The following is a 20,488-nucleotide window of genomic DNA, read 5'->3' on the forward strand; positions in this document are numbered from 1 at the left end:
GCCCCTGTTCATCAAAAAACACCTGTCCCAGCCCGGCACCATTCCACAACCGTTCCCCCGCCTTGCTATGGTTCGGCGTGCGCGGCACCACTTCCATCTCCCGCCGCTTGGTAAACCAGTTGAGCGGCGAGCGCGGCGCATACAACCAGCGGTTGAGCCGGTCGAGCACATCCAGCAAACGCCGGGGGAACTCGTTCTTGATTCCGCTGCTGGTCACCTGCCACAAGTGCGGGCTGCGCTGGCGGTGGCGAATCAGCACCTCATACACGAACGAGTAATGCACATCTCCCGACAGCACCACGTAGTGCCCCGGCGTGCGCGAGTGGCGGAAGATATTGAGGATGACCTGCGCTGCACCGCGGTGGGCCATCCAGTTCTCGGCATCCACCAGCAGCGGGTAGCCCAGCCAGCTGAACACCTTCTGCACCGTCTCGATCAGCTTCACCCCGAAAATCGGCGCAGGCGACACGATGACTGCCGAGGGATGATCGAGCAGTGCTTGCTGCAATTCACTCAGCGCTTCCCAGTCCAGCAGGCCGGACGGCTTGGCCAGGTTACTTTCGCTGCGCCAGCGGCGGGTGCGGGTATCCAGTACCAGCAGCGGTGGTTCTGTCGGCAGGCTGAACTGCCAACCCTGGAAGCGCAGCAGCTCGCCAATCAGCTCATCCTGGTTCTGGCGGGTCAGCACCTGGCACTGTTCGATCAGCGGATTGCAACCGTCCGGGTTGTTGCCCCAAGCCTGGCAGAGCAGGTAGCCGAGCAAGGCGTTGCCAATGATCCTTCGCGAGAATGGGTGGCCGTAGGCCGTTTCCTCCCACTGCGCCGAGAGGTTCCAGTCGTCCGTGATGTCGTGGTCGTCGAAGATCATCAGGCAGGGCAGGTGAGCCATCACCCGCGCCACCTGACCGAGATTGTCGGCAAACCCCTGGATCAGCGGCAGCTCTTGCCGGTATCGGGCTTGATGCTCGTCGCTGAGCCCGCTGGGGATGCCCAGGTCCACCAGCTGCCAGGGCACCGGCGACCACACCAACAGGTACATGGCCATGACTTCGGCGAAGGTCACCAGGTGGTTGTCGGCGTTGCTGGACGAGAAGATCGGCTTGCGCTTGCCGCCGAAAAAACGTTCGCGCAGGGTGTCGTTGCGTTCCAGCGCCGGCAGCAGGTCGGCGCGGTGGTAGTAGCTGGCCGGGTGCTGGTACAGCGCCTGGCTGTCGGCTACCACCGCACCTTCCAGTTGCTCGTCGAACAAGCCCAGGCGCGAGATCAGGCTATGGATGGCGCGCAGCATGGGGCCAGCGACATCGTCGGCGTAAACCTGGTCGCCCGTCATCACTAGCACGGCGGGGCGGTCTTCGGGCTTCTTGCACCCCTGCAGCAGCCGGTCGGCGCACAGCAGGCCGTCGGCAGCAGGGTGGTGCGGCTTGCGGCAGGAGCCGTGCAGCAACTGCTCGAGGCGCTCACGCAGCACCAGGTTTGGGCGCTGGGCGCCCGGGTAGAGCAGGTGCGGCGCCCAGTCGGCGATACCCTGGCCGTTGATCAGCAGGTCGTAGTCGAGCAGCTGGTTGCAAGGCAGGGGGCTGGCGAATTGGATGTCCAGCAGGTGAACGTAGGCATGCTGGCCAATCGGCACCACCTGGCAATCGACGTGGGCCTCGCTTGCCAGGCAGACGAACGCGGGCTGCAGCGGTTGGGTAGTGACCAGCCAGACGGCCAGACGCTGGGGTTCCAGGCGGCGCAGTACCGGGCCGGCGAGAACGAGGGGCAACGGGTTAGGGGAGGTCATCGACAGCTCGGGTGGCTATGGCGGCCTGTTCGCGGGCAAGCCCGCCCTTACATCGATCGGTGTAGGAGCGGGCTTGCCCGCGAACAGGCCCGAGAATTCAATACACAACTAAGGCGTGGCAAGCAAAACGGGCGGAAAATACTGAACACTTCCCGCCCGTCAGGCAAACACGAACTGTATCAGGCCTTTTCAGCCATCAACTTCTCAAGCTTTTCCTGGTCCCGCGCAAACTGGCGAATACCTTCGGCCAGTTTTTCGGTGCCCATGGCGTCTTCGTTCATCGCCCAGCGGAACTGGCATTCGTTCAGGTGCTGCTTGGCTTCACCGGCGTTGCCCGGTTTCAGCACCTGCGGCAATTCACCCTGGTCATCACTCAACTGCTGCAGCAGCTCGGGGCTGATGGTGAGGCGGTCACAGCCGGCCAGTTGTTCGATCTGGCCGATATTGCGGAAGCTGGCGCCCATGACCACAGTGTTGTAACCATTGGCCTTGTAGTAGTTGTAGATGCGCGTGACCGACTGCACGCCTGGGTCCTCGGCGCCCACGTATTCCTGGCCGGTGCTCTTCTTGTACCAGTCGTAGATACGGCCCACGAACGGCGAAATCAAAAACACCCCGGCATCGGCGCAAGCCTGGGCCTGGGCGAAGGAGAACAGCAGGGTCAGGTTGGTCTGAATGCCTTCCTTCTCCAGCTTTTCGGCGGCGCGAATGCCTTCCCAAGTGGAGGCCAGCTTGATCAGCACACGCTCTTTTGCCACTCCGGCCGCCTCGTACAGGGCGATCAGCTGACGAGCCTTGTTCAGCAGGGCTGGCTCATCGAACGACAGGCGTGCATCCACCTCGGTGGAGATACGCCCCGGGATGACCTTGAGAATGCCCGAGCCTACCGCCACCGCAAACTTGTCGCAGGCCAGGTCGACATTACCCTTGGCGTCGGCCTTCACCTGTTTCAGCAGGTCGGCGTAGCCCGGGATGGCAGCAGCCTTGAGCAGCAGTGACGGGTTGGTGGTGGCATCGACCGGCTTCAGGCGGGTGATGGCGTCCAGGTCCCCGGTGTCGGCGACCACGGTGGTGAACTGCTTGAGTTGTTCCAGCTTGGAGGTCATGGGCGTGCTCTGTCCTGTGCATTTACTCGACATTACCCGAGGCCCGACAGCCGCTCAAGGGCCGCCGAAACCCTGCGGACCCGCTGGCCCGCACAGGGCTGTACGAAAGGTGAAGATTCGAGTCGCAAGCAAGCCCGAGGTTCCCTCCCTCTGAGGTCACCGCCCCTGCAACAACTCCACGGCCTGGTCAAACACCGCCAAGGGTTCGGCCGCCTTGTGAATGTCTGCCGACAGCAACTGGCGGAAGCGCCGCGCCCCTTTGAATCCTTGGGCCAGCCCCAGAATATGCCGGGTAACGTGGTGCATCGCACCGCCACTTTCCATATGCGCCACGATGTAAGGCCGCAGTTGCGCCAATGCCTCGCTACGGCTGACCACCGGCGCATCGCTGCCAAACAGTTGCTGGTCCACCTCGGCCAGCAGATAAGGGTTGTGATACGCCTCGCGCCCCAGCATCACGCCATCGAAGGTTTCAAGGTGTGCCTGGCATTCGTCCAGGGTCTTGATCCCGCCGTTGAGCACGATCTCCAGGTCCGGGAAGTCCCTCTTCAACTGCGCTGCGATGTCATAGCGCAGCGGCGGGATCTCGCGGTTCTCTTTCGGCGACAGCCCTTCCAGAATCGCGATGCGTGCATGCACGGTAAAACTCCGGCAGCCGGCCTCACGCACCTGGCCGACGAAGTCGCTCAGTTCGGCGTAGCTGTCACGGCCGTTGATACCAATGCGGTGCTTCACCGTGACAGGCGTCGATACGGCGTCACGCATGGCCTTCACGCAGTCGGCCACCAGCGCCGGGTGAGCCATCAGGCACGCGCCGATCATGTTGTTCTGCACCCGGTCGCTCGGGCAGCCAACGTTGAGGTTGACCTCATCGTAGCCCGCTTCTTCAGCCAGGCGCGCACACGCGGCCAGGTCGGCCGGCACACTGCCGCCCAGTTGCAGGGCCAGCGGGTGCTCAGAAGCATCGTGGCGCAGGAAACGGTGGGCGTCGTTGTGCAGCAGGGCACCGGTGGTGACCATTTCGGTGTAGAGCAGGGTTTGCCGGGAGAGCAGGCGCAGGAAGAACCGGCAATGTCTGTCGGTCCAGTCCATCATCGGTGCAACAGAAAACCTCCTAACTACCGTATCGCCTGAGGTTCCGGGGTTTTCCGCTTGTTTTTGTAGCATTTGTGGGCCTCTGTTTGATGCCGATTTTTTCCGGTTTTTGCTGGTTTTGCTACAAGCGTTGCTACAATGTAGCAAATCAAATCGGTCATGTAGCAAATCCATGGGAACCATCACGCAGCGCAAGCGCAAGGACGGGTCATCCGGCTTTACAGCCCAGATCCGTATCATGATTGAAGGGAAGGCAGTTTATCAGGAAAGCCAGACCTTCGACCGGAAGGCAACGGCGCAGGCCTGGATCAGGAGGCGCGAGGCTGAACTGTACGAGCCGGGCGCCATCGAGAAGGCCAACCGCAAGGGCGTGACGATCAAGGAGATGATCGACAAGTACCTGGTGGAGTACGAGAAGCTGCGGCCGCTGGGCAAGACCAAGCGCGCGACCCTCAAGGCTATTGGTGAAAGCTGGCTTGGTGAGCTGGAAGACCAGCAGCTGACCAGCCAGAAGCTGGTTGACTACGCTATGGACCGGATCGAAAAGGACGGCATCCAGCCGCAGACGGTCGGCAACGACCTTGCCCACCTCGGCGCCGTCTTGTCCGTGGCCAGGCCAGCTTGGGGTTATGAGGTTGACCCGCAGGCGATGCCTGATGCCCGGCGCGTATTAAAGAAGATGGGCGCTGTCACCAAGAGCGTGGAGCGCAACCGCCGGCCGACCATGGATGAGCTGGAGCACATCATCAAGTACTTCCAGAAGGTACGCGATGCCAGGCGCCAAGAGATCGACATGGTGCGGGTGGTGGTCTTTGCGCTGTTCTCGACCCGGCGGCAGGAGGAGATCACGCGGATCCGCTGGGATGCGCTCAACGACCAGGAACAGTCGGCGCTCATCACCGACATGAAGAACCCGGGCCAGAAGTATGGCAACGACGTGTGGTGCCATATGCCCGACGAGGCCTGGCGCATCCTGCAGTCGATGCCGCGGGTGGCCGACGAGGTCTTCCCGTACAACTCCAGGTCGATATCGGCGTCGTTCACCAGGGCGTGCCACTTCTTGCAGATCGATGACCTGCACTTCCACGACCTGCGCCACGATGGCGTAAGCCGCTTGTTCGAAAAAGGGTGGGATATTCCGCGCGTGGCCAGCGTTTCGGGCCACCGGGATTGGAACTCGATGCGGCGCTATACGCACCTGCGGGGGAAGGGAGACCCTTATGAAGGGTGGGAGATGCTGGAGGAGGTGGTAACGGGCCCCGTTATCGAGGCCCAGAAGAGGATCAAGAGGCCCGTCTAGTGCCTCGCCCCATGAGCTTGTCCTGCTCGGCCTTGGCTTTGGCGTGCTGATCGTCGATGTAGGCGGCCAGGTCGTTCAGGTGCACACCGCGTGCACCTTTCTGGCTCGACTCCATCCAGACCAGCGGCAGGTTGATTTCGCCCTTGGCCACCTTGGCCTTGAGTTTGGTAGGCGTGATATCGAAGAAGTCCTTACAGACCAGGTCGATGGGGATGATGGCCCGGCCGTTGTACTGGGCCATCAGCAGGAAGGCGGTATTCATATTGGTCTCCGCGCCGCCGGCGGCGGCATGTTGATGGTCAATCGACCTGGTAGTAGACGTAGCAGTCGACGCCTTGCGCCTTGAGCGAGGCATGCATCGCTTGCACGCCAGCGCTGTGCTGGTTGCCCTGGCCAGGCCACGGCGTATCGAGGTGAATACCCTGTTGATGCCAGCTGCTGCGCTTCCACAGTTTTCCCGGTAGCTCTGGCAGCTGGGTGGAGCGAAGCCCAGGAACTGGAATGACAACGCGGTCGAGGTTGGCGCTTCCACCATCGTTGGTGCAGGCTGCGGCTGCAGCCTTACCTGCCTCGATTGCGATACGAACCTTCTCGGGCAGGCTGGCCAGTTCTTCTTTCGTCATGGCAATAGCTCTCCACGCCCGCGCATTTCGGCAGGCCTTTTAATGGTTGGTCTCAGAAAATGAAGCGCACAGGGGCAAGGTGTGCGGCCGGCAGCCGGGCCAGCACCGGCACTTCGTCGAACTGGTCGCCGGCGGGTGGTGGCGGGTGCTGGTCATCGGCCTGGGCAACGCGGTGGTTGGTGGCGTAGATGGTGAGCACTACACCGATCAGGAAGGCAAAGGCTGCTGCGGTGAGGCAGGCCCAGAAGACGGCAATGGGCCTCATGGCTGGATCCTCTTGAACTCGACGACCCAGACCCACGGGTTGGCTTCCCAAGCACCTTTGCCGTTGATGGAGCTCCACAGGTCGGCAAATGCATCGACGTAGCCGATGCTGCCGCAACTGCACGCCGGGTAACCATCCGGCTCAACAGGGCGATCACATTCAAACCGGTGATCGCCAATGCCTTCATCCAGCACCTGGTCCTCGCTGATGTCTTGCAGGCGCTCGACGCGCACATCGGTGATCTCCAGCAGAATGCGACTTGCCCAGCGCGGCATGTGGATGCTGGGGCGCCAAAGCATGCCGGGACCTTTCCAACTTTCGCGGAAAATGCAGTGATCTGGCTTCTGAGAGCGCTTGGGGATGTCTGAAAGCGGTGATCCTTTGCAGCCCATGTACTGGGTGTAGGCCCAGGTCCCGTCGTCCTCTGGGTCTTCCAGCCACGTCTCGCGCACCCACAGACGGTCGCCAGGCTTGCCGTAGGGGCACGGTTTCCCACGCTGCGTGTTCATCTGGACTTCGCCGCCGTAGTTGGTTGGAGACTCCCAACTTGGCACGCCATCAACTACATCGGCCGGGGCCTTCTGGGGCTGCGGCTTCATCGCTCTCCTGGTGACTGTCTTCTGGCCTTCCAGGAGGGCGCGGACCATCGGCCCGCTGAACAAGATTGGACGTTCTTTCATTGCCCTGGCCTCAGTAGGGGACGCACTTGTTGCAGGCGCCGGTCCAACCAGGTGTTCCGCAGCCTGAGCAGGGTTCGGTTTCCGGCGTGCCGCGCTCTTCCGGCCGGCTTTCAAGGTCGGGCAGGAGCAGAGCCAGCGCCTTCTGGTAGTTCGGGTTGTCGGCCAGCATCTTGTCCACGCTGTCGCAGTCGCTGCCAAGCCCGGTGATCTTGTCGTAGCCGGCCTGCACGACCGATCGGTAGTCGTAGACCATGTAGCGCAACAGGTCTTGCGTCTGGTCGAGCTTCTCATCCAGCTTGGTCAGGTCGGCCTGCAGCTGGTCGCAAAGCACGCATTTCATCAGGACCAGCTCGGTTGGCCGCGGCTCAGCAAGCAGCACTTCCATTTCCCGCTGGCTCAGCTCCAAGATCTGCGGGTCGTAGGTGCGCAGCTTCGATTCCGCCTCGATGGCGCGGCGCTTCCAGGTGGCCAACTCAGTGCGCAATTCGTGCTCACGCTCGCCGGCCCGAAGGTATGCGCCGCGCAGGGCGACAACCTCGGCACTATCGGCGCTCCGGAACAGAGGTGTGTTGCAGTACTCGCTTTGCAGGGCACTGCCGGCGATGTTGCGCGGAAGGTTGTGCATCATCGGGTTATCCGGCTCGACGACTCGCGGTGACTTGCTGCACAGCAGAAGCTGTTGATCATTGACCCAGCACACCGGCTCGCCCTGGTGCTGTTCGGCTGGCCTAGCCATGAAGGCTCGCAGCTCGTCGTCAGCCTGGTGCAGCTCGGCCAGCGACTTGAAGTCGATGCGGATGCAGCCTTTATCGCCCAGCGACTGGGTGGTGTAGAAGCCGGTGCGCAGCACCTTTGCCTTGTCGTTGCTCATTGCTGATACCCATCCTGTTGCATCATGAAAGAGAGCCCTTCGGCTGTGAGGGGAGCTGCATTCCTGGTACGGCCTTTCACCGACTGGTGATCGCGGCAGAACATGGTCCCGTCGACGCGAGGTAGCTGGCAGTCTTTGGCAGCGCAGGATCTTTCTGGCTCAGCAGGCTCGGCCTGGATGGCCAGCTTGCCCAAGGCCCTGACCAAGCGCTTGGCCCGGCCGAACTCCTGGCGAACCAGCTTCCGGCGCTCGATCAGCAGCCAAGCGGCAAGGCAGTGCTCGCATTTGTACGGGTCGCCCGCTTCGAAGCTAAGGCCGCGCAGCTCGTCCTTTACCTCGTAGTCGTGAAGGCCGCGCTCAATGTCGTAGTCGCCGCCATCGGTGGTGCGCATCTTGAGCACCTGGTGCAGGTGGTGACGAATGCGTGATCCATCCCAAAGGCGGTCAATATCGGCTTGGCTTTGCTGGCGGTATACGCCGTCAATGCTGCTTCCCTGGTACGCCTCAATGGTGATCGGACACTTCTCCAGCTCTGCCACGATCCCTTTCTTGATGGCGCCAAGTTCGCCGGCCGCGCGTTCATACCGAGCAATGGCGGCAAGCGCGCGCTCGGCCAATGGTGGTTTGGTCTTCATGGTTGGCTCCGGCAAGCGCCGGTTGCCCGGCGCGGTGATGATCAGGCAACCGACTGGAAGGCCTGGAGTGCGAAGTACACGCGAGCACAGGCCTCGGCATCAGGACGAGCGCGGTGACCGCCGACTAGGTCTTCGCCGGTGAAGAACTTCAGTGCTTCGGTCACGGTTGGCGGCTTGTGCTGCTTGCCACGGCCGGCGGCGATCATCTTCTCGGTGGGCGGGCACTTCACGATGCTGGTGGTCGAGGTGCAGGTGCAGAACTTCGGCGCTTCGCGGTATGCCTCTGCCACCCATGCATCCTGGAAGCGCTTGAGGCCGATGCGCATGATGCGGTCGTCGAACGAAACGTTGTGCGCCACACGCAGACCGGCCTGGTTCCAGATGCTCAAGAAGCCTTCGATGGCCACAGCTTCTGGAATGCCGTGCTCCAGGGCCAGTTCGTTGGTGATGCCGTGGATCACAGCGACTTCGTTGGGGATGCTCCAGCCGTCCGGGCGGACCATGGCTTCGAAGCTGTCGACCAGCTCGCCCTCAGGGGTGTAGAGCAGGGCACAGATATCGACGATGTGGGGCTGGTCCGGGTGGTCGCTGGGGGCTTTGAAGTTCGGGAAGCCGGTGGTTTCGGTATCGAAGACGCAGATCAAATCGGACATGGTGGGTTTCCTGTAGGCGAAAAGAAGGCGCCCGGAGGCGCCTGTAGGTCTTGCAGAGGATGGGGTCAGCCGGCTTGCTGCATCGGCTGGTCTTGCTGGGCGACACCGCCTTCGATCCATACCGCGCTGATCTCTGGCGGCAACTTGGCAGGCTTGGCCTTGAGGGTGCCCAGCACGATGGCGCTTTCGATTTCGTTGGCCTTGGCCAGGCTGACCAACATGCCGAGCAGTTGCCCGCGCGCCGGCAGATCCAGCACGTCGAAGCGGTCTAGCATCACCAGCTTCAAGCCAGAGTGCACGGCGATGGCCAGGGCCAACAGCGTGTCGCAGCGCCACTGTTCGGACTCGCTCAGCAGCTGGTAAAGGCGACCGCCGGCGGTGATGTCCATTTCGGTGGAGACCTGCACCACTGGCCAGCCAGTGAGCTTTGAAGTTCGGGCAAGGCTGGCATTGAACGGCTGCAGGGCCCCGGCCAAGATCTCGCCGGGAATGCCGTCTGGCGCTAGGGCCTTCTCGATCAGCACCCATTCCAGAACGTCGAGGTGGTACCCGGCAGCCTTCTGGGTGTTGGCCTCCGCGTTCCTGGCCTCGTCAGCCGCCTCGCACAGCGCGTTGTACTGGGCGCGCAGTTCACCTTCCTGCTTGCGCAGGGCGTTCAGCGATTCGATGGACCGGTCGTACCGGCCCTGGTCGAAAGCTTCGGCCTGCTGGCCCTCCAGCTGCTTCAGTTCGTTACGGGCTGCTTCGGCCTTGGCCACCGCCGCCATATCGTTCTGCAGGGTACGGCGCAGCATTTCGACGCTGCGCTGCATGTTGGTGATGTCGAGCGCTAGGGTGCTGGTGGCTGCGGTGTCCTGCTTCAGGCCCTGGTACAGCTCCAGCTTGCTGCCAACGATCTTGAGCCCGACGCCGCAGGCTGGGCATTCGCAACCGCCGGAGCCAGCCTGCTGGTCTTTCAGTTGGGCCTGCAGGTCGGGCAGCTGCTGTTCCAGCTTGGCCAGATCCTGCTCGGTGGTGGTTCGCTTGGCCACGGCGCGGTCGTACAGGCCGGCGGATTCCTCCAGTTCGGCTTTACGCTGGCCCAGCCCTTGAACGGCCTGGCGCTTGGCGTCCTGCTCACCAATGAAGCGGTTGCCGTTGTCGATGTCCTGCTGAACTTTCGCGTGCTTCTTGAAGACTTCTTCGCGCTCGTCGGCGTTGGACACGGTGTCCGGCGCCTCAAATACCCAGCCTTCGGCCTTCTCGCTGCCGTACTGCTCGCCGGTGATGGCCTTCCAGGCGCCACGCGACTCGGCGGCGTAGGCCTTGGCCTGCTCCTGGGCAGCGCCGAACCCGCTCAACAGCAGCGGCTTGATCTTCTCGACCTTATCCGCGTTGGCCTTGCGCTTGGCCAGCATGCCCACAACAACGTCCGGCTTGGCGCTGGACTTGGTCAGCTTGAACAGCAGGGCGCGGCGGGCTTTCTCGTCCAGGGCTGCAAAGGCCCCGGGCGTCAGCACGAATGGCAGGTAGTCGTCGCCGGGCACGCTGTGGCGCTCGGCTGTGCCCTTGGGCAGGGAAAAGCTGCTGGCCGCGCCATCGTGGCTCACGATGATCTGGGCTTTCTTCTCGCCCTCGGTGACCAGCTTGCCGTAGTCCTTCTTGTGCTGGACGCGGCCGGAGCCGCCCAAGGCGAAGCCGATGGCCTCGCGCAGGGAGGACTTACCGGCACCGTTGAAGCCCGCCACCAGGGTGATCGGCGTGGCCAAATCCAGGCTGGCGCTGCGCAGGCCCTGGAAGTTCTCGACGAAGATGTGTTCGAGGTGCATAGCGGTTACTCCAGGTTGAGGTCGACAGCCTGTTCCAGGGTGCCAACGACGCGGTAGGTGTGTTCGAGCGAGGAATCGCCCTCGTCTTCCAGCTGAATAACGTTGCTTTCCAACAGGCGCAGCAGCAGCGAGGTGGCGCGGTCGCTGTCGATGCTCAGGCGGCGCTGTAGCCAGGCGGCGTCGATGACCTGGCCGTGCAGGGAGACGATCTGCGCAGCCTCGCTGTAGTCGAAGTCGCCGAACTCCTTGTTGACTGGCAGGCTGTCACTTGGCCATTCAGCGTCGACAACGTCGCTGTCGTCCTGAGCAGGCTGCTGTTCAGCCTGGGCGATAACCTCGCGGGCGCCGGTGGAGTTGATGGCGGTAACCGCGCCCTCGACTTCCATCTGCTCAAGCATGCGTGCTGCCCGGTTGTAGCCGACCTTCAAGTGGCGCTGAACCGCTGAAATCGAGGCGCGGCGAGTGTTGCGGACGAAGGCCAGAGCTTCGTCGTAGAGCGAGTCAGGCCCATCCGGAAGCTCTTCTTCCTCACGTTGGCGTTCCAAGCCCATGCCCGAAACGATTTCCGACACGCTCAACGGCAGTTCATGCTGATCGCGCTCCGGCTTCACGAAATCTGTACCTTCGTGATAATCATCCGGCGCCATCACCAGCAGGCAGAGGTGGCCTGCGCTGTCGATCAGCTCTTTCCGATTCGGCGCCTTCGCGTCGATGATCCCCGTTGCGGTCAGCTTCTTGGCGTCGAATTTGACCTCTTTCATGGTCAGTTCGATGGTCGTGGCGCCACGCGCAGCAATGATGCTCACCGCCGAGCGCACTACATCGCTGGCCTTCTCGGTGATGCGGTCGATCACTTCCTGCTGATCGTCCTCGCCCAGCCGAAGGAATGGCATCTTGATGTTGCGCAGTTCGAACAGCGCCGCTTCGACCAGGTCGTGCACCATCAGCTCATGTGCCAGGACCATCGGCGAAACGCCGTGCAGGTAGGCGCGGTCGATGAACTCTTTGTGTTCAGCTTTCATTGGGGATCCTCAGTACTTGGCGATCTCTTCCAGCTTCTTTTGCTGGGAGAAAGTCAGGTTGGTGCGCGGGCCATAGCGCTTGAAGCTGCCCCGCATGTTTTCGACGAACTCTTGTTCCCAGGCGCCTGACGCGTGGAGGTCGGCGGCAGCTAGCAGCGAAGTGAATTCCTCGACCCGGTCATACAGTTCTTCCACGGTCTGGGCGGCCATGGCGGCTTACTCGAACTGCAGGTTGCTGGTGTCGCCCGGCTGGGCATCGTCTTCGGCATCCGGCTCAGGGTCGGAAACCTGTTCAGGTTCCGGCTCTTCCTGGACGTTTTCGGCGGTTTGCTTTACAGAATCGGTAGTTTTCTTACCTTTTCTGGGGGTTTCGCTTACCACTTCGGCCAGTTCGGCGACTGGTTCGTCATCAACAACCAGGCCTGCATCGTCGTCACCCTGGATGATCGCCGGTGGCTCAGGATCCTTGTTTCGCAGATCGTTGATATCCACTGCATAGTTACCGGCACCGTCAGGTGAAGCGTCGATGTAGTCCTCGACCTCTTCACGGGTTTGCAGGCCCATCAGCAGTTCAGGTGCATACAGTCGACCCAGCAAGCTGGCGGCTCGATAACGCAGCATGATCTCTGGCATGGTCAGCCACTTGCTGCCGTTCTTGGTGAGCCAGCCTTCTTCGATCGCCATCTGGATAGACACCAGCGGTCCATCCAGGCGGTCGCCGGATTCCTTCTCTATCACCCATGCGCGGCAAGTCTGATGCTTGATCTTCGCCTTGCGCTGCTCAGTGACCTTCTTGCCATCCTTCCAGAACGTGGCGCTGTAGGTGATTTCCTCGGCCTTGCCCGGCTCGCTGATATCGAAGCGCAGCGGGCTGAACCGTCCGCAGCTGTTGATCGAGGCGATGATGAACTGGCTCGACCAGGACGGGCGCCCTTCGATCACGTACAGGTTCTGCATGACCATCAGCGGATCAGCACCCATACGCTGCGCCATGTTCAACGCCACAATGCAGTTCGGCAAGCCCGCTCCATTTGGCTCATGGCCGACCACGCGACCGTATTCCTTTTTCTCGGTAAACGCCCGGTATTGAACTGGTACCAGGGTGGAGGCAGACAGGGCCTTGGCAACACGCTGGATCTGATCAAAGCCTTGACCAGTCAGCAGCGACATAGGGGCATCGTTGGGCTTGGCGACAGCGCTGGTCTGCATCTGCGCCAGGGTGGTGGGTTGCGACATGGTGGACCTCATTGGTGGTAAGGGCAGGTGGACCAGCGCGGGCAATACTTCGCGCTGCAAAGGAAGCTTTGGGGGTTTGGCGGGAACAGGCCGGAGCGCAGCATGTCGGCGCCGATCTGGATAAGTCCGGGGAAGTCATCGGTACCGACCATCATTTGCTTGGCGCCGACGATCTCGCCGATGCCGGTTTCTGGCTTGCCCTTGGTCTTGAGCCCGATGATGTGGGCCGGTGCGGTGCAGGGCTCGCCGGTGGTGTGCTCTTCAAGGATTTCGTAGGTGCCGATCTGGGCCCAGTGGCCCTTTGTCTTGGCGACCCCGTCCACGACTGCGGCGCCGCCGGTCTTCACGTCGGCAATGCCTTTGCCATCACCGGCTTTGCAGATCCGTGACCGGTCGAGCTGGCCGGTCAGGCGGATGATGGTGCCGCCACCGCAGTCGATCTCCAGCGGCTCGGTGGTCCGCTCAACGGCCACGAACTCATAGCGAGGGCTGATCTCGTTGCAGTAGCGGGTGTGCAAGGGCAGGGCGATACGCTCGGCCTCGGCCAATGTCAGCTTGTCGGCCTTCCAGTCGATCTCCTGGTCTGGGTTGCGCAGCGTGTGCACCAGTAGCTCGGCGGTGTCGTAGGCCGACAGGTTGCTGCCGTTCATGCGGGATACGTCGAAAGCTGCGGTGCTGGCGTGAATGGCGGTGCCCAGGTGCGAGCGGCCGCTGCTGGGCGACCGGTGCTTGAGAATGTGGATGTACTCCCACTTGTAGGCACAGTCGAATAGCGAGCCCCACGAAGAGGCGCGGATTGTCGTGATGCTCATGACCGCAGCACCTTGGCTTCGAAGAAGGCCTGCTGCATGCCGGTTGGCTGGGCAAGATCTGCATTGCAGATGAAAACGACCCGCGCGCACTGCTCCGGCTCGAACCATCCGAAGTGGCATTCGGCGACGGGGATGCCCAGCCTTCCAGCCAGCCACTGATACGCCATAGAGCGCGAAAGCCCACGGCGTTCCTTCACTTTGTGGAACAGTGCCTTACTTCTGTTGCGTGCGGCGCGCAGGCCGTCGTCGGCCAGGGTGCCCAGCGGTACGTCAGTGTCCGGATGCAGCCCGACATAGGCGTCGCAGTCTGAACACAGGTATGCGTAGGGCCAATCTCCGTAGGAGCGACCGTTGTAGATTTCGCGGTTGTTCACCAGGCAAACCAGACCGCCGCAGTAGCGGCACTCTGTAGGAGCGGGCAAGGCGTCTTTGACGCGCTTGAGTGCGCGACGGCTGACATGCGGTAGAGGGGCGGGCGCAACAAGGCGCTCGGGGCTGTTGGCCCGAGGATCAATTGGCATGGTGGTTACCTATCGGGTGATGGCGTCAGCCAGCCCGATCAGCGCAAGCCAACCGGTCCAGCCAAGGAGGGAGTTGAAGGCGCCGCGCCAGATCAGGTGGCGCCGGCGGCGTTGGGTGGCTGTCACGACGAAAAACCCATCAGGTCATCGCCGTAGCATTCGCCGTTGCAGCCAATCGCGCCGCACTCTCGGCAGGCATCTTCTTGGCTTTCCTCACGCTGGCAGTTCTGGCCGCCGCAGTGAGGGCATTCGGTGTGGGTGAGTTTGTTGAACGGCCCCATCCAGCGAATGCCGTACCGGCCACAGTTTCCGCAGATCATCGTCATGGAAACCTCACAACGAACATGCCGCGGCGGATGCGGATGGTGGTGCCGAGCGGCAGGTCGCGGAACATGAAAAAGCCCTGGCGGTGCAGGGCTTCAACCATTTGCTGGGCGTTTGGGGCGATGAAGCCCCGGCATTTAGCGTTCATAACGGCGCTCCAGTTGGATGTCGCGCTCGTCCGAGCGCCAGTCGCCGGCCTGGAACGGGTAAGCGTCCGGCTCGGCATCGTCTTCATCGGGTTGCGGCTCTTCGTCCATGTCGGGCGGGTCGAGCCACATGTCATAGGCGCTCATGCAGCTGTCTGCCGTATCAGCAGGGCCACACGGCGCTGGCGTGCAGCACGCACACGCATGTGCATTAGCTCGGCCTGCTCATGGGTGATATCGCGACGGAACAGCGCGTAGCTGACCAACCCAGAGGCGTAATTGAGTTCTGCTTCGGATGCCACCAAGTCGCCCGGTGGCAAAGCAAGTGCGCGGTCGATGCTCTCGTCGAACACCTTCTGTGCGGTTTGGTTGAACATGGTGGTTTCCTCGGTGGTGTCGTGCATGGGTCGTGACGCTCGAAGCCGTGAACCTCCCGGACCAGAGGAGGGTGAGCGTCACGACCGATACAGCCTGGTGATGGGGGAGCCAGGTGCACCGGGCCGTCTTTCCGGCTGTCAGGGAATTAGTGGCGGCTGATGATTTCCGCATGGCTGCGGTGGGCATTGTCGCCAACGTGCTCGGCGACTGAGTGGATGAGTTCGACGGCTGCTTCCTTGCCATGCGTGGCTGCGATTGCCAGGCCAGCCATGCTGATCAACTTCATGGTCAGGTTGAGCACATCGTCGAGATCCTTTGGCTTGCAGGCGTTTATGTAGGCCTCAACCAGTTTGTTGCACATGCGTTCTGCGACTTCTGGCGTAACCATTGTGTTCTCCCGTCAGAACCAGACGCGGCGATCGAAGATGACTGCGGTGCCGGCGATGAAGCCAAGCTGCTCCGGGTCAACGCCCGGGTTCTGCTTGAGGTAGTGGGCGCGGTAGATCGCGGTGGCTTTGTCGTTACGCGGCAAGCGCTTCAGCAGGCCTTCCTCGTCAACGAACATGTCCGTGCCCTTGCCGTTGTGCAGCACACCGACCTGCTCTAGGTCGCCGCCGGCCAGGTGCGGCACGATCAGGCTTCGCAGGGTTTGCAGCGTCGGCGCCGCCGGCAGGTTCATGTGCAAGTTCAGTTCGGTGCCATCCGGGTGGATGACGGTGTAGTTGGTGTTCATGGGGTGATCCTCGGTCGATTTCCCGCTGCACCCGTCACCAGGTGCAGAAGTGAAATGTTCCGTGGCCCCGCATGTGCGGGAAGGTAGCAACGGCCCCGAGGTCTATACGGCGCAGCCAGTGTGGGTTTCTGCCCACCCCCAGCGCGTCAAAGCCTTTCCAAGCCATCGCGGTGAATCGTCTGGTTGTGTAAAGAGCGCTGGGCTCTTCGGCGGTGTGCGCTGGAGGCCCATGACCTTCGCAAATTTTGCGTAGTGCGCAAGTCATGGTTTGCATTATGCGCAAAGTTTTATTTGCGTCAAGCGCAAACAGAATGAATGGGCAAAAAAAATCCCGCACGATGGCGGGATTGTTCGGAAGGCTACGGGCTAGCCGTTACGAACCCAGGCGAGTAGGCGACCGATTCCCCTGTCGTATAGATAGGAGAACAACAGGCCAGCCAGCGCCATGTACGGACCTATGGAGGCCATTGGGTAAAACCGGAAGTTGTACCGATTGAAGCAGAGGGATTCGAATACACCTTCGATGAATTTCTCAACCCAGCGGTATTTGTAGAGGTCAGACCCGATTTGGATGAAGCCTATGAGGCTAACAAAAACCCCTACAGCCAGAATCACAAAGCCAATACGCTTCACCGGCCTGTCGAGTGATGCACATATCTTGCTCGATCCCTGCATAGCTAAAGTCCAGTCATTTTCGTGTCTATCACACGTCCAATGAATCGGCAGTTGCCGTCGATCTCGATAGTACGATAGCCCGGATTAAGCGGGCGCAGGTACTTGATGCCGGCGTCTTCCACGTACTGCTTGAAGGTCTTCTCGCCGCTGTCCAGCATTTCGACAACGTAGTACTTGCCGTTGATGACATCTGATTCCGGGCGTACCAGGATCAACGACCCGGCCGGGAAACTCGGATTGCCTAAACAGGTCATTGAGTCACCCTGCACCTTGAGCCAGAAGCCAACATCTGTGGCGTTCTCGGGGGAAGGGAACCATTCGTAGTCGGTCCCCAGATTGCTTGGCGACTCTGTGAGGTCGCCGGCCTGCACCCAGCTAATCAACGGATACTCCTTGTGTTTCCGTGTGGGTTGCAGGGTGGAGGCGATGTTTGTCCCTTCGTCCAGCTGGCCAGATGGGCTCAGGCTGATCTCAAGCTCTTTCAGTACCTTGGCTAGCAGTTCCTTGCTTGCACCCTGCAGGCCGCGCTCCAGGCGCGACACATTGCCGGCATCAGTCCCGATCCGGTTTGCGAGTTCTTCAAGCGTCCAGCCCTTGGCCTTACGCGTCTTTCTGATGATCTGTCCTATTTCCATGGCGTGAATTCTTCTTTCCTGATGCGTGATACGCAAAGCGCACTGCGCAAATTGCGCTTGCGGTTTATTTGCGCATTGCGCAAACTAGATTTGGAACCAATCCCTACAGAAGGCAAATTCCATGTCCCCGTTGAAACGAGCACGACGATCCAGAGGCTGGACGCTGGCCGAAGTGTCGGCCCGCCTGGCTGCGCTGGGTGACCGCGTCGATCCGGCAAACCTCTCCCGGGTTGAGCGCGGTACTCAAAAGGCCTCCACCGCACTAGCTGAAAAGCTGGTTCAGGTTTTTGAAGGCGACTTGACCGAGATCCACATCCTCTATCCCGAGCGCTTCGCCACCGCCGACACTGACGAGGCGGCGGCCTGATTATGTCGACGACCCAATTAAGCCAGGACCAGGTTGTAAGGTCCCGCAAGAACATGGCTGTTCTCATGCAGCGGCTTGCATCGGTCGGCAATGGCCCGGTAGCGCATGCAGTGGGTTGCGATGAGGCGACCATCAGCCGCATGAAGCCGGAGAAGTTCCAGCAGTTTGCAGAGATCCTTGCAGTGCTGGACTTGAAGATCGTTCCCATGGAGATGCGTTGCTTCAACCAGCGCGATATCGAAGCGATCCTGCATCAGGCCAAGCGCTGGATGGAGCATGTCCAGCACGTTGACCAGCTGGACGAGGAATAGGCCCATGCCTGCCTTCCAGATCAATGACGCAGAGTGGAGCGCGCTGGCCGATGAGCCAGCTGACGTCTTCAAGCTGTACTGCGCCATTCGCCGGTTTATGGACTACAAGACCGGGGTGTCTGGTGTCGTTCGCCGATTGAGCGAGCAAATGTTCCGTGAAGAGCTGTATATTGCTCCCACGCGCGGGCGGCATGAGTCTGGATCCCCTACCAGGCAAAAGGTCCGTTCGTTGGTTGATCGCCTGATCAGCATCGGTGTTGTAACCCCCATCGGACCCTTGGTTTTCCAGCTGCCACATGCGGACTGGGATGGTTTGTCCAAATCATCAGCAACCGATGAACAACCAGATCAGCAACCACATCAACAACCAACAGAAGAATCGCCAGAGCTAACGGAATACAAGGCCTCCAGCGATGAAGCTAACGGATCAGCAACCACATCAGCATCAGCCGAATCGCTGATCAGCAACCTACCTCCGATATCCGTTAAAAGCACTAGTACTGGTAACGCGCGCGGCGCGTTTGCCATGCCACTCGAAGGCTGGGAGCCACAGCCCAAGACCTTCAAAGCTTTCGCCTTCGCCAACTCCGTCCCGGTCACAGCGCTGACCTCGGAGATTCTGGCCGCCTTCCGCACCTACTGGCACGTTCGCCCCGAGCGCGAGCAGACACAGGCCCAGTGGGAGCAACAACTCGTCAGCCACCTGAAACACCACATTCGCCAGGCGCAAGCCGGGGGGTATACCCATGGATCACAAGGACCTGCCACCGCAGAAGCCAATCAACAACGTGCCCGGGGTCAAGGACCTGCTGGGCAAAACGGTCGACACCAGCGCGAAGATCGTTCAGCACCCGGCCGCGTCCGCGCAGCAATCGCTGAACGACAGCAACGAGAGCAAGCTGCCGCAGGTGTTGCTGGACAAGCTGTGGCTGAAGATGTCGGAGATGTACGGCCACCGCTGGACGTCGAGTTTTGGCGAATTGGCTGACCAGAACCACAGCTGGGCCAGGATCTTGGGCGGTCTGACTGGCCGTCAGCTCGCAAGCGGCTTGCAGCAGCTGTTGGACCGGGCAACCGAATTCGACTGGCCACCACCGGCGAACGTTTTCCGGGCCATGTGCCTGCACGTGCAAGGCCTGCCGCCCGTTGACCAAGCCTGGACCGAAGCCCTGATGGGCAAGTACAGCCACGAAGCGGTGAAGGTCGCAGCCGAAGCTACCGGCACGTTCGATCTGCGCAGCGCCAAGCACAGCGACAAGGCCCTGCGTCAGCGCTTCGAGCGCAACTACGCCATCGTCCAGCGCCGCGCCCAGAACGCCCAGCCACTCGACGGCAGGATCGCCCAGGGCATCGAGCATGACAGCGGCATGAAGGCCCAGCTGGCTCGATCCCACCAGGAAGCCCGCGACCTGATCGCGGCACAGAACATCCCTACAGACCCAAAGGCCGCACGCGCTCTGCTGCTGGCCAAGCTCGGCATTCGGAGGCCGGCATGAACAAAATCCATATGTGGCACCGCATGGCCATGCTCGGTCTGATTGCTGTCAAGTGCGGGCGCCTGGTGAAGGCAACTCAGTTCACTCCAGAGCGCAGCAGCGTCACTTGCAAAGCCTGCTTGAACGCCATGGTCAAGGAGAAAAGGGCATGAGCGTCGACATGCAGGAAATCAAGGCAATGGCCTTGGCCTGTGACCCAGCCAAGTGCGCAGACGAAGCTGAAGAAGACCGACGCTTATCGGAGCTGTACAGCGAGCTGACACCGGAAGCGGTGTTGACGCTGATCGAAGAGGCCGAGAAAGAGCGGCGCTGGTCGAGGTTTATGGTTCAGGTCAGCAACCAATGGCATGACCGTTACCAGGCATGTCTTGGGCAACTTCGCGATGCATTCGTGGAGCGCGACAAGCTCAAGGCCGAGAACGCCGAACTTCAAGCCAAGTGCGAGGCCCTGGGCCGCTACGTCTCCATCGGTCGCCGCCAGAAGTCGCAGTACTTCCGGGCGGTGAAGTGGTTCTTGGCGAACACCAACATCGACCCGAAGCAAGTCCCCGGGCCGGTGTATCACACGCTGGTGCACGTGGTGAAAACCCTGGCCGAGAAGGCCAAGCGTTCTGTGGAGGTGGCCAATGGTTGACCGACGCAACGGTACGCAGCGCATGCAGGCCCTTGGCCGTCTCAAAACAGGCGAGATGAACAAGACCGAGGCCGCATACCAGGAATACCTACAAGACCGCCAGTTCGTTGGTCAGGTCGCTTGGTTCAAGTTCGAGGGGATCAAGCTGCGCCTGGCCGACAACACGTTCTACACGCCCGACTTCGCAGTGATGCTCGCCAACGGTGAGATGCAGCTGCATGAGGTCAAGGGCTTCTGGACTGACGACGCCAAGGTAAAAACCAAGGTCGCCGCCAGCATGTACCCGTTCAAGATCATCGCCGTCACGGCCAAGACCAAGAAGTCTGGCGGTGGCTGGGCATTCCAAGAGTTCTGATTCACATGATCTACGCGGAACTAC

30 protein-coding genes and 2 pseudogenes are annotated in these 20,488 nt (G+C 61.2%); 8 read left to right on the forward strand and 24 right to left on the reverse strand.

What is annotated here, in order from left to right:
* From BJQ17_RS14425 to dusA, 3 genes are all read right to left on the reverse strand, one after another.
* The coding region (locus BJQ17_RS14425; protein ID WP_070096203.1) for an alkaline phosphatase D family protein at positions 1-1,783 on the reverse strand (1,783 nt) is incomplete at its 3' end.
* 179 nt (positions 1,784-1,962) lie between these two features.
* Positions 1,963-2,889, reverse strand: coding sequence for a transaldolase (tal, locus tag BJQ17_RS14430; RefSeq protein WP_070096204.1), 927 nt, complete (start codon positions 2,887-2,889; stop codon positions 1,963-1,965).
* A gap of 156 nt (positions 2,890-3,045) precedes the next feature.
* A complete protein-coding gene (dusA, locus tag BJQ17_RS14435) occupies positions 3,046-4,056 on the reverse strand; it encodes a tRNA dihydrouridine(20/20a) synthase DusA (protein ID WP_070096205.1) in 1,011 nt (336 codons plus the stop codon).
* Positions 4,057-4,156: 100 nt separating this feature from the next.
* On the opposite strand from dusA, the gene BJQ17_RS14440 reads away from it, so the two are divergent.
* Complete coding sequence (locus BJQ17_RS14440) at positions 4,157-5,284, forward strand: tyrosine-type recombinase/integrase (protein ID WP_070096206.1); 1,128 nt, start codon at positions 4,157-4,159, stop codon at positions 5,282-5,284.
* Here BJQ17_RS14440 and BJQ17_RS14445 read toward each other — a convergent pair.
* The 21 genes and pseudogenes from BJQ17_RS14445 to BJQ17_RS14530 form a co-directional block, all read right to left on the reverse strand.
* Positions 5,268-5,546: a pyocin activator PrtN family protein gene (locus BJQ17_RS14445; protein ID WP_070096207.1), complete on the reverse strand. Its 279-nt coding sequence runs from the start codon at positions 5,544-5,546 to the stop codon at positions 5,268-5,270. The genes BJQ17_RS14440 and BJQ17_RS14445 overlap by 17 nt on opposite strands.
* 37 nt (positions 5,547-5,583) lie before the next feature.
* Positions 5,584-5,907 carry a hypothetical protein gene (locus BJQ17_RS14450; RefSeq protein ID WP_070096208.1) on the reverse strand — a complete coding sequence of 108 codons (324 nt, stop codon included), beginning with the start codon at positions 5,905-5,907 and terminating at the stop codon, positions 5,584-5,586.
* 52 nt (positions 5,908-5,959) lie between these two features.
* Complete coding sequence (locus BJQ17_RS14455; RefSeq protein WP_070096209.1) at positions 5,960-6,172, reverse strand: hypothetical protein; 213 nt, start codon at positions 6,170-6,172, stop codon at positions 5,960-5,962.
* A complete protein-coding gene (locus tag BJQ17_RS14460; RefSeq protein ID WP_070096210.1) occupies positions 6,169-6,852 on the reverse strand; it encodes a hypothetical protein in 684 nt (227 codons plus the stop codon). Before BJQ17_RS14460 ends, BJQ17_RS14455 begins: the two co-directional genes overlap by 4 nt.
* 10 nt (positions 6,853-6,862) lie before the next feature.
* Positions 6,863-7,723, reverse strand: a complete 861-nt coding sequence (locus BJQ17_RS14465) for a hypothetical protein (RefSeq protein ID WP_070096211.1) — start codon at positions 7,721-7,723, stop codon at positions 6,863-6,865.
* Positions 7,720-8,358 (reverse strand): hypothetical protein, encoded by a 639-nt coding sequence (locus BJQ17_RS14470; protein WP_070096212.1) that lies wholly within the window; start codon positions 8,356-8,358, stop codon positions 7,720-7,722. Before BJQ17_RS14470 ends, BJQ17_RS14465 begins: the two co-directional genes overlap by 4 nt.
* Positions 8,359-8,399: 41 nt before the next feature.
* Entirely contained in the window at positions 8,400-9,011 is a 612-nt protein-coding gene (locus BJQ17_RS14475; RefSeq protein WP_070096213.1) for a 3'-5' exonuclease, read from the reverse strand.
* A 65-nt stretch (positions 9,012-9,076) separates the two neighbouring features.
* The gene (locus tag BJQ17_RS14480; protein WP_070096214.1) at positions 9,077-10,819 is read right to left on the reverse strand and encodes an AAA family ATPase; all 1,743 of its coding nucleotides are present in this window, start codon (positions 10,817-10,819) and stop codon (positions 9,077-9,079) included.
* Between the two features lie 320 nt (positions 10,820-11,139).
* Positions 11,140-11,322, reverse strand: a pseudogene (locus tag BJQ17_RS32120) (DNA translocase FtsK); the annotation flags it as partial.
* Between the two features lie 528 nt (positions 11,323-11,850).
* Positions 11,851-12,051: a hypothetical protein gene (locus BJQ17_RS14490; RefSeq protein WP_070096216.1), complete on the reverse strand. Its 201-nt coding sequence runs from the start codon at positions 12,049-12,051 to the stop codon at positions 11,851-11,853.
* Positions 12,052-12,057: 6 nt separating this feature from the next.
* On the reverse strand, positions 12,058-13,077 hold the full coding sequence (locus tag BJQ17_RS14495; protein WP_070096217.1) for a hypothetical protein: 1,020 nt from the start codon (positions 13,075-13,077) through the stop codon (positions 12,058-12,060).
* A gap of 8 nt (positions 13,078-13,085) precedes the next feature.
* Positions 13,086-13,889 (reverse strand): PD-(D/E)XK nuclease family protein, encoded by an 804-nt coding sequence (locus BJQ17_RS14500; RefSeq protein ID WP_070096218.1) that lies wholly within the window; start codon positions 13,887-13,889, stop codon positions 13,086-13,088.
* A complete protein-coding gene (locus tag BJQ17_RS14505) occupies positions 13,886-14,410 on the reverse strand; it encodes a zinc-finger-containing protein (protein ID WP_070096219.1) in 525 nt (174 codons plus the stop codon). Before BJQ17_RS14505 ends, BJQ17_RS14500 begins: the two co-directional genes overlap by 4 nt.
* A gap of 122 nt (positions 14,411-14,532) precedes the next feature.
* The gene (locus tag BJQ17_RS31095) at positions 14,533-14,736 is read right to left on the reverse strand and encodes a hypothetical protein (RefSeq protein ID WP_139139782.1); all 204 of its coding nucleotides are present in this window, start codon (positions 14,734-14,736) and stop codon (positions 14,533-14,535) included.
* Entirely contained in the window at positions 14,733-14,882 is a 150-nt protein-coding gene (locus tag BJQ17_RS31660) for a hypothetical protein (protein WP_175442737.1), read from the reverse strand. The genes BJQ17_RS31095 and BJQ17_RS31660 overlap by 4 nt, the downstream gene beginning before the upstream one ends.
* The gene (locus tag BJQ17_RS31665; protein WP_175442738.1) at positions 14,872-15,027 is read right to left on the reverse strand and encodes a hypothetical protein; all 156 of its coding nucleotides are present in this window, start codon (positions 15,025-15,027) and stop codon (positions 14,872-14,874) included. Before BJQ17_RS31665 ends, BJQ17_RS31660 begins: the two co-directional genes overlap by 11 nt.
* Entirely contained in the window at positions 15,024-15,257 is a 234-nt protein-coding gene (locus BJQ17_RS14510; protein WP_070096263.1) for a hypothetical protein, read from the reverse strand. The genes BJQ17_RS31665 and BJQ17_RS14510 overlap by 4 nt, the downstream gene beginning before the upstream one ends.
* 146 nt (positions 15,258-15,403) lie before the next feature.
* The gene (locus BJQ17_RS14515) at positions 15,404-15,646 is read right to left on the reverse strand and encodes a hypothetical protein (RefSeq protein WP_070096220.1); all 243 of its coding nucleotides are present in this window, start codon (positions 15,644-15,646) and stop codon (positions 15,404-15,406) included.
* A 12-nt stretch (positions 15,647-15,658) separates the two neighbouring features.
* Positions 15,659-15,991, reverse strand: coding sequence for a hypothetical protein (locus BJQ17_RS14520; RefSeq protein ID WP_070096221.1), 333 nt, complete (start codon positions 15,989-15,991; stop codon positions 15,659-15,661).
* Positions 15,992-16,357: 366 nt separating this feature from the next.
* Complete coding sequence (locus tag BJQ17_RS14525; RefSeq protein ID WP_070096222.1) at positions 16,358-16,666, reverse strand: hypothetical protein; 309 nt, start codon at positions 16,664-16,666, stop codon at positions 16,358-16,360.
* A 2-nt stretch (positions 16,667-16,668) separates the two neighbouring features.
* Positions 16,669-17,301, reverse strand: coding sequence for a LexA family transcriptional regulator (locus tag BJQ17_RS14530; RefSeq protein ID WP_070096223.1), 633 nt, complete (start codon positions 17,299-17,301; stop codon positions 16,669-16,671).
* Between the two features lie 121 nt (positions 17,302-17,422).
* Between BJQ17_RS14530 and BJQ17_RS14535 the strand changes: the two genes are divergently transcribed.
* From BJQ17_RS14535 to BJQ17_RS14560, 7 genes and pseudogenes are all read left to right on the forward strand, one after another.
* The gene (locus BJQ17_RS14535) at positions 17,423-17,668 is read left to right on the forward strand and encodes a helix-turn-helix transcriptional regulator (RefSeq protein ID WP_070096224.1); all 246 of its coding nucleotides are present in this window, start codon (positions 17,423-17,425) and stop codon (positions 17,666-17,668) included.
* Positions 17,669-17,721: 53 nt separating this feature from the next.
* The gene (locus tag BJQ17_RS14540) at positions 17,722-17,979 is read left to right on the forward strand and encodes a CII family transcriptional regulator (RefSeq protein WP_232858492.1); all 258 of its coding nucleotides are present in this window, start codon (positions 17,722-17,724) and stop codon (positions 17,977-17,979) included.
* A 526-nt stretch (positions 17,980-18,505) separates the two neighbouring features.
* Positions 18,506-18,652, forward strand: a pseudogene (locus tag BJQ17_RS32570) (hypothetical protein); the annotation flags it as partial.
* 73 nt (positions 18,653-18,725) lie between these two features.
* Complete coding sequence (locus tag BJQ17_RS14550; RefSeq protein ID WP_256559672.1) at positions 18,726-19,475, forward strand: hypothetical protein; 750 nt, start codon at positions 18,726-18,728, stop codon at positions 19,473-19,475.
* Positions 19,472-19,627, forward strand: coding sequence for a hypothetical protein (locus BJQ17_RS31675; RefSeq protein ID WP_175442740.1), 156 nt, complete (start codon positions 19,472-19,474; stop codon positions 19,625-19,627). Before BJQ17_RS14550 ends, BJQ17_RS31675 begins: the two co-directional genes overlap by 4 nt.
* Complete coding sequence (locus tag BJQ17_RS14555) at positions 19,624-20,109, forward strand: hypothetical protein (RefSeq protein WP_070096227.1); 486 nt, start codon at positions 19,624-19,626, stop codon at positions 20,107-20,109. Before BJQ17_RS31675 ends, BJQ17_RS14555 begins: the two co-directional genes overlap by 4 nt.
* Complete coding sequence (locus BJQ17_RS14560) at positions 20,102-20,464, forward strand: DUF1064 domain-containing protein (protein ID WP_070096228.1); 363 nt, start codon at positions 20,102-20,104, stop codon at positions 20,462-20,464. Before BJQ17_RS14555 ends, BJQ17_RS14560 begins: the two co-directional genes overlap by 8 nt.
* The last annotated feature ends 24 nt before the right edge of the window (positions 20,465-20,488 follow it).

It is taken from the genome of Pseudomonas sp. NBRC 111139 (genome assembly GCF_001753955.1).
Taxonomy (GTDB): Bacteria; Pseudomonadota; Gammaproteobacteria; order Pseudomonadales; family Pseudomonadaceae; genus Aquipseudomonas; species Aquipseudomonas alloputida.